This window comes from Ramlibacter agri, from assembly GCF_012927085.1.
Classification (GTDB): domain Bacteria; phylum Pseudomonadota; class Gammaproteobacteria; order Burkholderiales; family Burkholderiaceae_C; genus Ramlibacter; species Ramlibacter agri.
In genome coordinates, this window is record NZ_JABBFX010000001.1 from 2,539,350 (window position 1) to 2,551,580 (window position 12,231).

The following is a 12,231-nucleotide window of genomic DNA, read 5'->3' on the forward strand; positions in this document are numbered from 1 at the left end:
ACTCAGACGTGCAGCGGACGCTGGGCCAGCCAGTCGGGGCTGGTCGCGTCCAGGTCGCGCAGCATCTCGATGAACTGCGTGGCGACGTGGTCGATGACGGCGTGGCCCTTTTCCGCCGTGGCGTTGCTGGCGTCGCCGCAGGCGCCTTCGGGGTTCAGGTCCTGGATCTGCCAGGCCAGCTTGGCGCGCGCGTTGATCGACAGGTGCCGGGTCTCCGCCACCAGCTTCTCGGCGCTGGAGCGGAAGTTGCGCGCCTTCGTCATGTCCACCAGGTCCGGCCGCAGGGCCAGCACCACGGAGGTCTCCTTGTCGCCGCCGTGGATGCCGTGCTGCGTCTCGGAGGCGCTGAACAGGCCGGGCGGCGTGCCGAAGGAATAGGTGTTGGTGGCGACCACCAGCATGTCGTGCTTGACGCGCAGGTCGCGGGCGACGATCTCGCCCACCATGCCCTGGCCGCCGTGGCTGTTGAAGATGACCATCTTGCGCACGCCCGCGGCAGCCACGCAGTCGCCGATCTCCATCCACAGGTTGACCAGGGTCTGGATGGACAAGGTCAGGGTGCCGGGGTAGCGCGAATGCTCGTTGCTCTTGCCGATGCGCTGCGTGGGCAGGAACAGGGCGGGCACGTCGTCGGGAAGTTGCCCGGCGATGCGCTGCACGATGCCTTCGACGATGGTGGTGTCCACCGACAGCGGCAGGTGCGGCCCATGCTGTTCGATGGCGGAAACCGGCAGCACGGCGATCAGCCGGTCGCGGTCCAGGGCGGCCAGTTCCGGCGCGGAGTAATCGGCCCAAAAGCGCTTCATCGTCTCTTCCCGTTACGAGTGGTTTGTCCGTTTGGTCAAACCTTCCGGAATTCTGGGACCGCGGCCCGGAATTGCGACGCAGTGGAAACCCTGAAGCCGTGCCGCCGTTGCCGGGCCGGGCCGCGCCGGTGTACAAACGCGCGCATCCCATGACCCAGCAGCAGATCGACGCCGTCGCCATCCCGCCGCCCCTGCGCGGCTTCGCCTCCGGGGCGCCGCCGGCCCGGGCCTTCCGCCTCGCGTGGGCGGCGGGCCGCATCACGCAGATCGAGCCCGTGGCGGGGCCGCCGCGCGGCATCGCGGCCAGCGCCTTCGTCGACCTGCACGTGCACATCGACAAGACCTACACGGTGGACGAGGTGGGCGAGGCGCAGGGCGACCTGCAGACGGCGATCGGCAAGATGCAGGCCGCGCGCGGGCGCTGGACCGAGGCGCAGGTCCGCGCGCGCATGACGCGCGCCTTGCAGGACGCCTGGGCCAGCGGGACGCGAGCGATGCGCACGCACCTGGACTGGACCGGCGTGGAAGTGCCGGTGGCGCTGCCGGTGCTGCGCGAGGTGCGCGAGGAATGGCGGGGGCGCATCGAACTGCAGTTCGTCTCGCTGACCGCGCTCGACCTGTTCGACGTCGATGGCGCGGCGCAGCGGCGTGCGGGTACGCTGCGCCAGCACGGCGGCATCCTCGGCGCCTTCGTGTACCGCAACGAGGCCGCGGCGGACAAGCTGAGGCGCGTGTTCGAACTCGCCGCGCGCAACGATCTGCTGCTGGACCTGCACGTCGACGAAGGCCTCCACCCAGACGCCCAGGCCTTGTCAGCCGTGGCGCACCTGACGGTCGAATTCGGCCTGCAAGGACGCGTCACCTGCGGCCACGCCTGCTCGCTGGCCATCCAGCCGCGGGCCCAGGCCGAGGAAACGCTGGCGCGCTGCGCGGCGGCCGGCATCCACCTCGTGGCGCTGCCCACGTCCAACCTGTACCTGCAGGGGGACTGGAGCGGCACGCCGGTGCAGCGCGGAATCACGCGGGTGCGCGAGGCGCGCGCGGCGGGCGTCAACGTCTGCGTCGCGACCGACAACGTCGCCGATGCCTTCTATCCCTACGGCAGCTACGACCTGCTGGAGACTTGGGGCCTGGCCGTGCAGATGGCGCACCTGCCCGATGCCGCGGCGTGGCTGGATGCGATCACGACGAACCCCGCAAGCGCCATGGGGCTGGCGTGGGACGGACGGCTGCGCGTCGGCGCGCCCGCGGACCTGGTGGTGATGCCAGCCGCGAGCGGCTATGAACTGGTCACGCCCTCGGGCCGGCAGCGCCAGGTCTACCGGGACGGAGCCGCCGTCAGCTGACGACGGCGCCGGCGCGCCACTCGCGCGGCGACTGCCCGAACTGCGCGCCGAACCAGCGCGAGAAGGCGCTGGGCTCGGAGAACCCGAGCAAGGTGGCGACCTGCGAGACCGGATAGCGCGCGTCGCTCAGGTACAGGCTGGCCAGGCTGCGCCGCACGTCGTTCGTCACCGCCGAAAACTCGGTGCGCTCATGCTCGAGCCGGCGCTGCAGCGTGCGGGCGCTGGTGCCCAGCTGCGAGGCGACCTCCGCGATCGAGCACCGCCCCTTCGGCAGCAGCACTTTCAGGTTGCGTTGGACGGCCAGCGTCGTCAGCGCGCGCATGCCGTGGGGCTGGTAATCGAGCAGTTCCTTGGCGAAGCGGGCGAGCCGGACGTCGCCATGCGGATTGGGGTGGTCGAGGTCCGCCTGCTTCAGCACGATGCAGTCGAAGTCGCAGCCGAATTCCACGGGGCATCCGAACACCCGGGCGTGCACGTCCAGCTCGCGCGGCGCCGCATGGGTGAAGCGGACCTCTCTCGGCTTCCAGGCGGGGCCCAGGCACCAGCGCAGCAGCGACATCAGGCTGCCCAGCGTCAGTTCCACGGGTTGGCGGCCCGGGAGCGCGCGCTCGGTCTCCAGTTCCAGGCGGATGACCGCGAGTTCGCCGAACTCGAAGAGCCGGAAGGTCACCGTTTCGCTGCGCAGGTGGCGGTAGCTTTCGTAGTGGCCGAGGGCGTGGCGCAGCGTCGGCTGGTGCTGCAGCAGCAGGGCGAGCGGGCCGTTGTCGGCCATCCGCCAGGTCTCCGCCATCGCCAGGCCCACCGAGACGAAGCCGGTGCGCCGCTCGGTGGCATCGAGCATGCCGGCCAGCCAGCGTTCGGGGACCAGCAGCTCCGGGGTTCCCAGGCACTGCAGGTCGGCGCCGACGTGGCGGAACATGTCGGCGGCATCGACGCCCACCCGCTTCGCGGTTTCGGTGAACTTGACCAGCAAGGTGCTCCGGATCAGGGGTCCCATCGGCCGATAGTAGTGGAAAAGCACTGGGACTTGACTTTGCACGCCAGGACTTGACGCATCGCGCCAGCCTGAGTGGGGGCTGACCGTGCGCTTCCTAGGATCGGCCGCTTGGACGGAGCAGTAGGCATGACAAGACTCGCGGAACAGCGACAGGAGGCAGGCGGACCATCGCGCAAGGTGCACGTCGTCGACGACGACCCGATGGTGCTGGCGGCGATTGCGCGGCTGTTGCGGCTGCACGACTTCGACGTCGCCATCCACGCCGGTGCGCAAGCCTTCCTGGACGCCTACGACCCGGCGCAGACGTGTTGTGCCCTGGTGGACGTGGCGATGCCGGGGATGGACGGCCTGGCCTTGCAGGCGCTGCTGCTGCAGCGGGACGGTCCTCCGCTGGTCTTCCTCAGCGGCTTCGCGGACGTGGCGACCTGCGCCGCGGCGATGCGGCACGGCGCGGTCGATTTCCTGAAGAAGCCCGTGGACGAGGCGATGCTGGTCGCCGCGCTGGAGCGCGCGCTGCAACGCGACGCGCAGATGCGCGAGCGGCGGGCGGAGCGCAGCGACGCCGAGCGCCGGCTGGCGACGCTGACCGCCCGCGAGTTCGAGGTGCTGCAGCACGTGATGAGCGGCCGCCTGAACAAACAGATCGCCTACGACCTGGACATCGCCGAGAAGACGGTGAAGGTCCATCGCGCGCGCGCCATGGAGAAGATGGGCGTGCAGTCGGTGGCCGCCGTCGTGCAGCTGGTGGAACGTTGGCTGGCAGACGCCGTGCGCGCGCGAGGAAAGCAGCCCGGGTAAACCTGTATATACAAGATAAGGGGCCGGCCGCGAGACTGCAACGCGTACTGCGGAAGGATTTCCATGTCACGCGTCATCGATCTCGAGATCTCCCTGCCCAAGAGCGAAGCGGATCCTTCGATCCACGAGATCACCAACGGCCGTCCCGGCAACCCGTTTCCCGGCTCGCTGCCGCGCCCCCCGGGCTATGGCTTCGAGAACTACAAGCACGTGTTCCGCCAGGCCACCAACCGCAAGCCGGCCGGCGAAGCGCAGCATGACGGCGGCACGGAGCAACTGGTCAAGGACATGGACGCGGCCGGCATCGAAGCCGGCCTGCTGGTGGGCGCGCGCAACGACCAGATCGGCGCCATCCACAAGAAGTTTCCCGGCCGCTTCTTCACCCTGGTGACGATCGATCCCAACGACGGCATGCGCGGCGTGCGCGAGCTGGAGCGGCTGGTGCGCGAGGAGGGCGCGGGCGGCATCCGCGTCTCGCCGCTTTACACCTGCATTCCCGCCAACGACAAGCGCTACTACCCGCTTTACGCGAAGTGCGTGGAGCTGGACGTGCCGGTGCGCATCTACACCTCGATGACGTATGCCAACGACCGTCCGTACGACATCGCGCACCCGCGCCACCTGGACGACATCTGCATTCACTTCCCCGAGCTGCGCGTCATCGCCGGCCTGGGCGGCTGGCCCTGGATCAACGACATGGTGGGCCTGCTGCGCCGCCACCCCAACCTGTATGCCGACACGGCGGCGCACCGCCCCAAGTACCTGGCGCAGGAGGGCTCGGGCTGGGAGCAGTTCCTGCAGTTCGGCAACACGCTGCTGCAGGACAAGATCATGGTGGGCCTGTCGCGCTACCTGTTCGGCTGCTCGTTCGGCGAATTGATCCAGGAATACCAGTCGCTCCCCATCAAGGAAAAAGTGATGGAGAAGTGGCTGTACACGAACGCCGCCACCTTCTTCCGCCTGGGCTGAGGCCGGCCACCGCGCATGCTGCGCTTCACCATCTTCCGCATCCTGCACGCGGTGCCGCTGCTGGTGGCCGTGATCCTGGCCATCTTCCTGATGCAGCAGGCCATTCCCGGCGACCCCGTGCAGGCCATGGTGGGCGACTTCCCGGTGCCGCCGGCCTTCCGCGAGGCCATCGAGAAGAAGTACCGCCTCAACGATCCGCTGCCGGTGCGCATCGGCACCTATTTCAACAACCTGCTGCACGGCGACCTGGGCTTCTCGTACCACGCGCAGCGGCCGGTGCTGGACATGGTGCTCGAGCGCGCGCCGCGCACCATCCTGCTCGCGGCTGCGGGCTTCGCTGTCGCCATACCATTGGGCATGTTGATCGGCGTGCTGACCGGCACCACGCGGCGAAGGTCGATGGACCAGGCGGGGACGACAGTCACCTTGATCCTGTATGCCGTGCCGACCTTCTGGCTCGGGCAGCTGCTGGTCATCCTGTTCGCGCTGAAGCTGGGTTGGTTCCCCACGCAGGGCATGGGCCCGCTGCTGTCGCAGGCCACCGGCCTGCAGTGGGTGCTGGAGCGCCTGCACTACCTGGCCTTGCCGGTGGCGGCCTTCGCCATCCATGACGGCATGCGCGTGGCCCGCATCATGCGTGCGAGCGTCATCGACACCCTGGGCCAGGGCTACATCGTGACGGCGCGCGCGAAGGGCCTGCGGCGCAGCGCCATCATCTGGCGCCACATCGTGCGCAACTCCAGCCTGCCGCTGGTCACCATCGCCGGCTACGCCATCGGCTCCGCGCTGGGCGGCGCCGTGCTGCTGGAAACCGTGTTCACCTGGCCGGGCCTGGGCCTGCTGCTGATCGAATCCATCCGCACCAGCGACAACCTGATGGTGATGGGCGTGGTGATCTTCTCCGCCCTCGCGGTGGTGACGATGAACTTCGTGGTCGACGTTCTGTACGCGCTGATCGACCCGCGCATCCGGCACCAGCGCTGAATCTCCCGCATGACGACCACTTCCGCCACCCCGGGCATCGTCCCTTCGCCGCGACGCCCGGTGCTGCACGGCCTGGGCGCAGCGCTGCGCGGCATCCTGCGCACGCGCCATGGCTTCATCGGCCTCGTGCTGCTGGCCTTCCTGGCGCTCGTGGCCTTGTGCGCGCCCTGGATCGCGCCCTACGGTCCCTTCCAACAGACGCCGCTGAGCCTGGCCGCGCCGGGTGCGGGCCACCTGTTCGGCACCGACAACGTGGGGCGCGACATCTTCTCGATGGTGCTTTACGGCACCCGCGCCTCGCTGGCCATCGGCTTCGGCGCCGCCTTCGCCGCGCTCGTCGTGGGCGGCAGCGTCGGCATCCTGGCCGGCTACTTCGGCGGCTGGATCGAGGCCGTGCTGATGCGCGTCACCGAGCTGTTCCAGACCTTGCCGGTGGTGCTGTTCGTGCTGCTGGCGGTGGCGTTGTTCGGTACCAGCTTCTGGCTGCTGATCGCCGCCGTCACCCTGGCGATCTGGCCGGTGGAAGCGCGCCTCGTCTACGGCCAATACCTGAAGCTGCGCGATCGCGAGTTCGTTGCCGCGGCCCGGGTGCTCGACCTGTCAACCCCGCACATCATCCTGCGCGAGATCCTGCCCAACGCGATGCAGCCGGTGATCGTGCAGGTGGCGCTGGACGCCAGCGTCGCGATCCTGATCGAGGCGGGCCTGGGCTTCCTCGGCCTGTCGGACCCGAACATGGTGAGCTGGGGCCAGCTGCTGTTCGCGGCGCAGGACTTCATGAGCCAGGCCTGGTGGATGAGCGTGTTCCCGGGCGCGGCGATCTGCCTGGCGGTGATCGCCTTCAACCTCTTCGCCGACGGCCTCAACGAAATGGCGGACAACCGGCGCAAGGGTCCGCAAGTCGGACTGGAGGACTGAGATGGAAGCCTTGCTGGACGTCCGCGACCTCAAGGTGCACCTGCGCACCGGCGGCGCCGTGGTGCGGGCGGTCGATGGCGTCGACCTGCTGGTCATGCCCGGCGAATGCGTGGGCATCGTCGGCGAATCGGGCTCGGGCAAGAGCACGCTGGCCCGCGCCGTGTCGCGCCTGATGGCCAACGTGGAGTTCGCCGAATTGAGCGGCCAGGCCCTCTTCAACGGCGCGGACACGCTGGCGATGGCGCCTGAAGCGCTGCGCCGCCTGCGCCGCAAGGCCGGCTTCTCGATGATCTTCCAGGATCCCATGGGCTACCTGAACCCGACGATGCGGGTGGGCAAGCAGGTCCGGGAAGCCCTGAGCCCCGGCGAGCATGCGATGCCGGAGCAGGAGCGCATCTACGCGCTGCTGCGCGAAGTGGGGCTGCGCGACGTGGAGTACGTGGCGCGCCGCTACCCGCACGAGCTGTCCGGCGGCATGCGCCAGCGCATCATGATCGCCATCGCGCTGGCCAGCGAACCGCAGCTGCTGTTCGCTGACGAACCCACGACGGCACTCGATGCGACCGTGCAGCTGCGGGTGCTGGAGACGCTGAAGCGGCTGCACCAGCAGCGGCGCATGGGCATGGTGATCATCACGCACGATCTCGGCGTGGTGGCGGCCCTGTGCGATCGCGTGTACGTCATGAACGGCGGCAAGGTCGTCGAGGAGGCCGACACGCTGGCGCTGTTCGATGCGCCGCGCCACCCCTACTCGGCCCGCTTGATCCAGATGACGCGGCGCGGCCGCGAGGCGGCGGAGGCGGCGTGACGGCACCCATCCTCAGCCTGCACGAGGTCACGCAGACCTATGTGAGCCGCAACCAGCAAGGCTGGCGGCGCCGCTACCAGAACGCGCTGGATGGCGTCAGCCTCGACGTCCATGAGGGCGAGACCCTGGCCATCGTCGGCGAGTCGGGCTCCGGCAAGAGCACGCTGGCCAAACTGCTGCTGGCGCTGAACAAGCCCACGCGCGGCGAGGTGCGCTTCCGCGGCACCTCGCTGCAGCAATTGAGCGGCGCGCAGCATGCGGACTACCGCCGCAGCGTGCAGGCGGTGTTCCAGGATCCGTCCGCGTCGCTGAACCCGCGCATGCAGGTGGCCGAGTCGCTGGGCCACGTGGTGCGGCGACACGCGCTGGCGGACGCCGATGGCGAGGCCGGCTGCATCGAAGGCCACCTGGCTTCCGTCGGCCTGGTGCCGCCCGCGAGCTTCATGACGCGCTACCCGAACCAGCTGTCCGGCGGGCAGCAGCAGCGGGTTGCCATCGCGCGGGCCATGATGCTGGCGCCGCGCATCATCGTGGCCGACGAGCCCCTGTCCAGCCTGGACGTGTCCATCCAGGGCCAGATCCTGGACCTGATGCGCGCGCTGAAGCAGCGCACCGGCGTCGGCTTCGTCATCATCAGCCACGACCTGCATGCCATGGAAGCCATCGCCGACCGCGTGGCCGTCATGCACCAGGGCCGCATCGTGGAGATGGGCACCGAAGTGTTCGCCCGTCCCCAGCACGAGTACACCAAGCTGTTGCTGGCGGCCCGCCTGCCGCCCGATCCCCGCCAGGCCCGGGCGCGGCTGGCCATTGCCTGAATTCCCCCGACACACCCACGAAAGACCCCAGACCATGAGGACCTCCCTGCAGAAGCTGGCCGCCAGCATGGCCGCGGCAGTTTGCTTCGCCGCCGCCGCACCCGCCGCCATGGCCCAGGGCCAGCCGCAGCGCGGTGGCACGGTGATCGCCGCGCTCGACCCCGGCGCCATCTCCAGCTTCAACACGCACCTGACGTCGCTGACTTCGATGCTGTTCATGGCGGACGTCTGGGCCGACGGCCTCATGACTTACGACCGCCACGGCAAGCGCCTGCCGCGCCTGGCGACGGAGTGGACGATCTCCCCCGACGGCAAGGTCTACACCTTCAAGCTGCGGCAGAACGTGAAGTGGTCCGATGGCCAGCCCTTCACCTCGGCCGACGTGCTGTTCACGCTGAACAACTTCGCCAAGTACAACACCTACCTCGGCAAGCTGCTGCCCATCGTCGACAAGGCCGAGGCGCCGGACCCCTACACCTTCGTCGTCACGCTGAAGGAGCCGCTGACCGCGACGCTGGACCTCTTCGACAAGGAGGTCTTCCCGATCATGCCCAAGCACGTGTACGAGGGCAGCGCCGACGTCGCCACGCACCCGGCCAACCGCGCGCCGGTGGGCCTGGGGCCGTTCAAGTTCCAGTCCTGGGACAGCGGCCGCTCGATCACCTTCGTGCGCAACCCGTTCTACTGGGAAGCGCCCAAGCCCTACCTCGACTCGGTGGTCTTCGCGCTGATCCCGAACCCGCAACAGCGCCTGAACGCGATGATGCGCGGCGAGATCCAGTGGTTCCGGCCCGAAGCCGCGCAGGTGCTGGCGGCCCGGGAAGGCGAGAAGTCGGGCGGCTACAAGGTGCTGCGCATCGAGAACAACGCGCCCGAGCGCGCGGTGGTCGACTTCAACATGCGCAAGGCGCCGTTCAACAACCTGAAGGTGCGCCAGGCGCTGTTCCAGGCCATCGACCGCAAGCGCGTCGTCGCCGACGTCTACCAGGGCCTGGCCGAGACGGCCAAGAATGCCATCCCGAACCAGTTCACCAACCTGTACGACCCCTCGGTCGACTACGACAAGCTGTACCCGTACGACCCCAAGAAGGCGGGTGCGCTGCTGGACGAAGCGGGCTACCCGATGAAGGACGGCAAGCGCATGACGATCGAGCTGACCTACATCACGCGGCCGCCCTATGACGCCGTGGCCAAGGTGGTGCAGAGCAACTGGAACGCCGTGGGCGTCGACGTGAAGATGGCGGGCCTGGACCCGCAGATCTGGACCGACAAGGTCTACAAGCAGAACGCCTTCGACACCTCGGTCATCTCGCTGACCGGCCGCACGAACCCGGTGCTGGGCGTGGACCGCAGCTACATCTGCAATACGGGCAACCTGCCCTTCGTCAACCCCACCGGCTACTGCAACCCCGAGATGGACAAGGCCGTGAACACGGCGGCCACCGTGCCGCTGGACAAGCAACGCGCTGCGTACAAGGTGTATGCCGAGATCGTGGCGCGCGACCTGAACCAGATCACCTTGGCCAGCCAGCAGATGCACGAGGCGGTGTCGACCAGGCTGCAGGGCCTGGACGCGCAGTTCGACTTCTCGTTCAACACGCACCCGAACTGGGCCGAAGCCTGGTTCGCGAAGAAGTAAGCAGGGACGGGAGCACACTTTGTACAGAGACGTCGCGGCGCTCGTGCGGCCCCAGGCCGTTGCCATCGTGGGGGCTTCGGCCAAACGCAGCACCCAGGGCAACGTGGTGATCGAGAACCTGCGCGCCTGGGGCTACCCGGGCCGCATCCTCCCGGTGCACCCGAGCGCCGCCGAGGTCGACGGCTTGCCCGCCTGCAACGGCGCGGCTGCGCTGCCGCCTGCGGTGGACACGGCCATCGTCGCCGTGCCGGCGGCGGAGGTGCTGCAGACGCTGCGCCAGCTGGAAGCGGCCGGCGTGCGCTCGGCCAACGTGTTTTCCAACGGCTTCAGCGCGGAGCAGGAAGCCGCGATCCGCGCCTTCGGCACGACTACGGCCATGTCGATCAACGGCCCCAACTGCATGGGGCTGGTGAACTTCACCGACAAGGCGCCGCTGTATCCGTCGCGGCCCTCGCTGCGCCTGAAGCCGGGGCGCGTCGCGCTGGTGGCGCAGTCGGGCTCCGCGGCGATCTCGGTCATGAACAGCATCACGACCGGGCTGTCCAAGGTCGTCACCGTCGGCAGCGAGTACCAGGTGACGGCCGCCGACTACCTGGTGTGGCTGGCGCAGGACGAGGCCACGACCGTGGTCGGCGTGGTCGCCGAATCCATCCAGGACCCGGTCGCCTTCGCCTATGCGGCCGACAAGCTGCATGCGGCGGGCAAGGCGCTGGTGGTGCTGAAGGTCGGCAATTCCGAGATGGGCGCGGCGGCGACGCAGGCCCACACCGGGGCCCTGGTCAGCAGCCGCGACGCCTTCGACAGCTTCTTCCGCTCCTGCGACATCGCCATCGCGCGCGATTACGACGAACTGGTCGCTTCGCTGGAATGCGCGGTGCTGGCCAAGCGCCGGCCCGGTGCTGGACGTATCGCGGTCGCCGGCATCTCGGGCGGCCAGACGGCCCTGGCCTGCGACGTGGCGGAGGCAGCCGGCGTAGCACTGGCCGTGTTCTCGGAGGCGACGCAGGCCACCGTGCATGCCAGCCTGCCGGGCGCGCCTGGCCACAACCCGGTGGACATCGGCGCCACGGTCTCCAAGGAAGACCGCAACACGCCGGCCGCCTTCGAAGCCATCCTGAACGATCCGGAGGTAGGCGCACTGGCGCTGCTGCAGGACTCGCAGGCCAGCCTGAACCCCAGGACCTACGAAAACTACATGCTGCATATCCCCGGCTATGCGGAGATCGCCCGCAAGACGGGCAAGCCGGTGGTGATGATCTCGCCCACCGGCGAAGGGCTGCATGCGGGCATCGAGGAAGCGGTGCAGGGCAGCGGCGTGCCGGTGCTGCGCGGCCTGCGCGAAGGCCTGGTCGCAATGGACCACCTGGGTCGCGGCCGGCCCGGCGCCGCGAAGGCCTGGGCCGACGCCCACCGCCCGGACCGGCCGCTGCGCAATCCCGCGGCGGCGCAGTGGCGGCGCGAGCTGGCCGCCCTGAGCGGCAGCCTGCCGCCGGAACTCGCCTTTCGCCTGCTGCGCAGCTACGGCGTGCCGGTCGTGAAATCGCTCATCGCTTCCAGCGCCGAAGAAGCGTCGGCGCGCGCCGGCGAGGTCGGCTTCCCGATGGTGGTGAAGGTGGCTTCGCGCCAGATCAACCACCGCTCCGACATCGGCGGCGTGGTGCTGGACGTGCGCGATGCCTCCGCGCTGCGCGACGCGCTCGCCACGATCACGCGCAACGTGGCGCAGCACGCGCCGCAGGCCGTCATCGACGGCTTCGAGCTGCAGGAGCAGATCGCCGGCGACGCCGAGGCGCTGATCGGTTTCGCGCAGACGCCGCCGCTGGGCACGCTGATGGTGGTGGGCACCGGCGGCACGATGGTGGAACTGCTGAACGACCGCGCCCTGCAGTTGGCGCCGCTGTCGGTGGAAGAGGGCAGGGCACTCATAGGGAAGACGCGCCTCGGCAAGCTGCTGGATGGCTACCGCAGCCTGATGCCGCGCACCGACATCGCGCCGCTGGCAAGGCTGCTCAGCGGCCTGTCCGACCTTGCCGCAGACCTGGGCGACCTCATCACGGCTTGCGACCTGAACCCCGTGCTCGTGAAGAAGGCGACGGGCGAACTGCGGGTCGTGGACGCGCTGATGATCGTCCGCAGCGCCGGCTGAAG

Annotated in this window: 11 protein-coding genes; 9 read left to right on the forward strand and 2 right to left on the reverse strand. The window is 69.1% G+C overall.

Features of this window, described 5'->3' with window-relative positions:
- Positions 1 to 2: 2 nt before the first annotated feature.
- Positions 3 to 806: a creatininase family protein gene (locus HHL11_RS12260; protein ID WP_169418650.1), complete on the reverse strand. Its 804-nt coding sequence runs from the start codon at positions 804 to 806 to the stop codon at positions 3 to 5.
- A 149-nt stretch (positions 807 to 955) separates the two neighbouring features.
- Between HHL11_RS12260 and HHL11_RS12265 the strand changes: the two genes are divergently transcribed.
- On the forward strand, positions 956 to 2,152 hold the full coding sequence (locus HHL11_RS12265; protein WP_169418651.1) for an amidohydrolase family protein: 1,197 nt from the start codon (positions 956 to 958) through the stop codon (positions 2,150 to 2,152).
- Here HHL11_RS12265 and HHL11_RS12270 read toward each other — a convergent pair.
- Positions 2,145 to 3,149, reverse strand: coding sequence for an AraC family transcriptional regulator (locus HHL11_RS12270; RefSeq protein ID WP_169418652.1), 1,005 nt, complete (start codon positions 3,147 to 3,149; stop codon positions 2,145 to 2,147). The genes HHL11_RS12265 and HHL11_RS12270 overlap by 8 nt on opposite strands.
- Positions 3,150 to 3,275: 126 nt before the next feature.
- On the opposite strand from HHL11_RS12270, the gene HHL11_RS12275 reads away from it, so the two are divergent.
- The 8 genes from HHL11_RS12275 (at position 3,276) to HHL11_RS12310 (ending at position 12,229) form a co-directional block, all read left to right on the forward strand.
- A complete protein-coding gene (locus tag HHL11_RS12275) occupies positions 3,276 to 3,947 on the forward strand; it encodes a response regulator transcription factor (RefSeq protein WP_169418653.1) in 672 nt (223 codons plus the stop codon).
- Positions 3,948 to 4,010: 63 nt separating this feature from the next.
- Entirely contained in the window at positions 4,011 to 4,916 is a 906-nt protein-coding gene (locus tag HHL11_RS12280) for an amidohydrolase family protein (protein ID WP_169418654.1), read from the forward strand.
- Between the two features lie 15 nt (positions 4,917 to 4,931).
- Positions 4,932 to 5,900 carry an ABC transporter permease gene (locus HHL11_RS12285; protein ID WP_169418655.1) on the forward strand — a complete coding sequence of 323 codons (969 nt, stop codon included), beginning with the start codon at positions 4,932 to 4,934 and terminating at the stop codon, positions 5,898 to 5,900.
- Positions 5,901 to 5,909: 9 nt separating this feature from the next.
- Complete coding sequence (locus HHL11_RS12290; RefSeq protein WP_169418656.1) at positions 5,910 to 6,818, forward strand: ABC transporter permease; 909 nt, start codon at positions 5,910 to 5,912, stop codon at positions 6,816 to 6,818.
- A gap of 1 nt (position 6,819) precedes the next feature.
- Complete coding sequence (locus HHL11_RS12295; protein ID WP_169418657.1) at positions 6,820 to 7,626, forward strand: ABC transporter ATP-binding protein; 807 nt, start codon at positions 6,820 to 6,822, stop codon at positions 7,624 to 7,626.
- The gene (locus HHL11_RS12300; RefSeq protein WP_169418658.1) at positions 7,623 to 8,444 is read left to right on the forward strand and encodes an ATP-binding cassette domain-containing protein; all 822 of its coding nucleotides are present in this window, start codon (positions 7,623 to 7,625) and stop codon (positions 8,442 to 8,444) included. The genes HHL11_RS12295 and HHL11_RS12300 overlap by 4 nt, the downstream gene beginning before the upstream one ends.
- A 34-nt stretch (positions 8,445 to 8,478) precedes the next feature.
- Positions 8,479 to 10,083 (forward strand): ABC transporter substrate-binding protein, encoded by a 1,605-nt coding sequence (locus tag HHL11_RS12305; protein WP_205964262.1) that lies wholly within the window; start codon positions 8,479 to 8,481, stop codon positions 10,081 to 10,083.
- A 19-nt stretch (positions 10,084 to 10,102) separates the two neighbouring features.
- Positions 10,103 to 12,229: an acetate--CoA ligase family protein gene (locus HHL11_RS12310; protein ID WP_169418659.1), complete on the forward strand. Its 2,127-nt coding sequence runs from the start codon at positions 10,103 to 10,105 to the stop codon at positions 12,227 to 12,229.
- Positions 12,230 to 12,231 lie beyond the last annotated feature (2 nt).

Excerpts from the sequence above, each read along its gene's own strand:
- HHL11_RS12275 (WP_169418653.1), top strand. The coding sequence starts at position 3,276 with ATGACAAGACTCGCGGAACAGCGACAGGAGGCAGGCGGACCATCGCGC.
- HHL11_RS12305 (WP_205964262.1), top strand. The coding sequence starts at position 8,479 with ATGAGGACCTCCCTGCAGAAGCTGGCCGCCAGCATGGCCGCGGCAGTT.
- HHL11_RS12285 (WP_169418655.1), top strand. The coding sequence starts at position 4,932 with ATGCTGCGCTTCACCATCTTCCGCATCCTGCACGCGGTGCCGCTGCTG.
- HHL11_RS12260 (WP_169418650.1), bottom strand. The coding sequence starts at position 806 with ATGAAGCGCTTTTGGGCCGATTACTCCGCGCCGGAACTGGCCGCCCTG.
- HHL11_RS12290 (WP_169418656.1), top strand. The coding sequence starts at position 5,910 with ATGACGACCACTTCCGCCACCCCGGGCATCGTCCCTTCGCCGCGACGC.
- HHL11_RS12280 (WP_169418654.1), top strand. The coding sequence starts at position 4,011 with ATGTCACGCGTCATCGATCTCGAGATCTCCCTGCCCAAGAGCGAAGCG.
- HHL11_RS12295 (WP_169418657.1), top strand. The coding sequence starts at position 6,820 with ATGGAAGCCTTGCTGGACGTCCGCGACCTCAAGGTGCACCTGCGCACC.
- HHL11_RS12265 (WP_169418651.1), top strand. The coding sequence starts at position 956 with ATGACCCAGCAGCAGATCGACGCCGTCGCCATCCCGCCGCCCCTGCGC.
- HHL11_RS12270 (WP_169418652.1), bottom strand. The coding sequence starts at position 3,149 with ATGGGACCCCTGATCCGGAGCACCTTGCTGGTCAAGTTCACCGAAACC.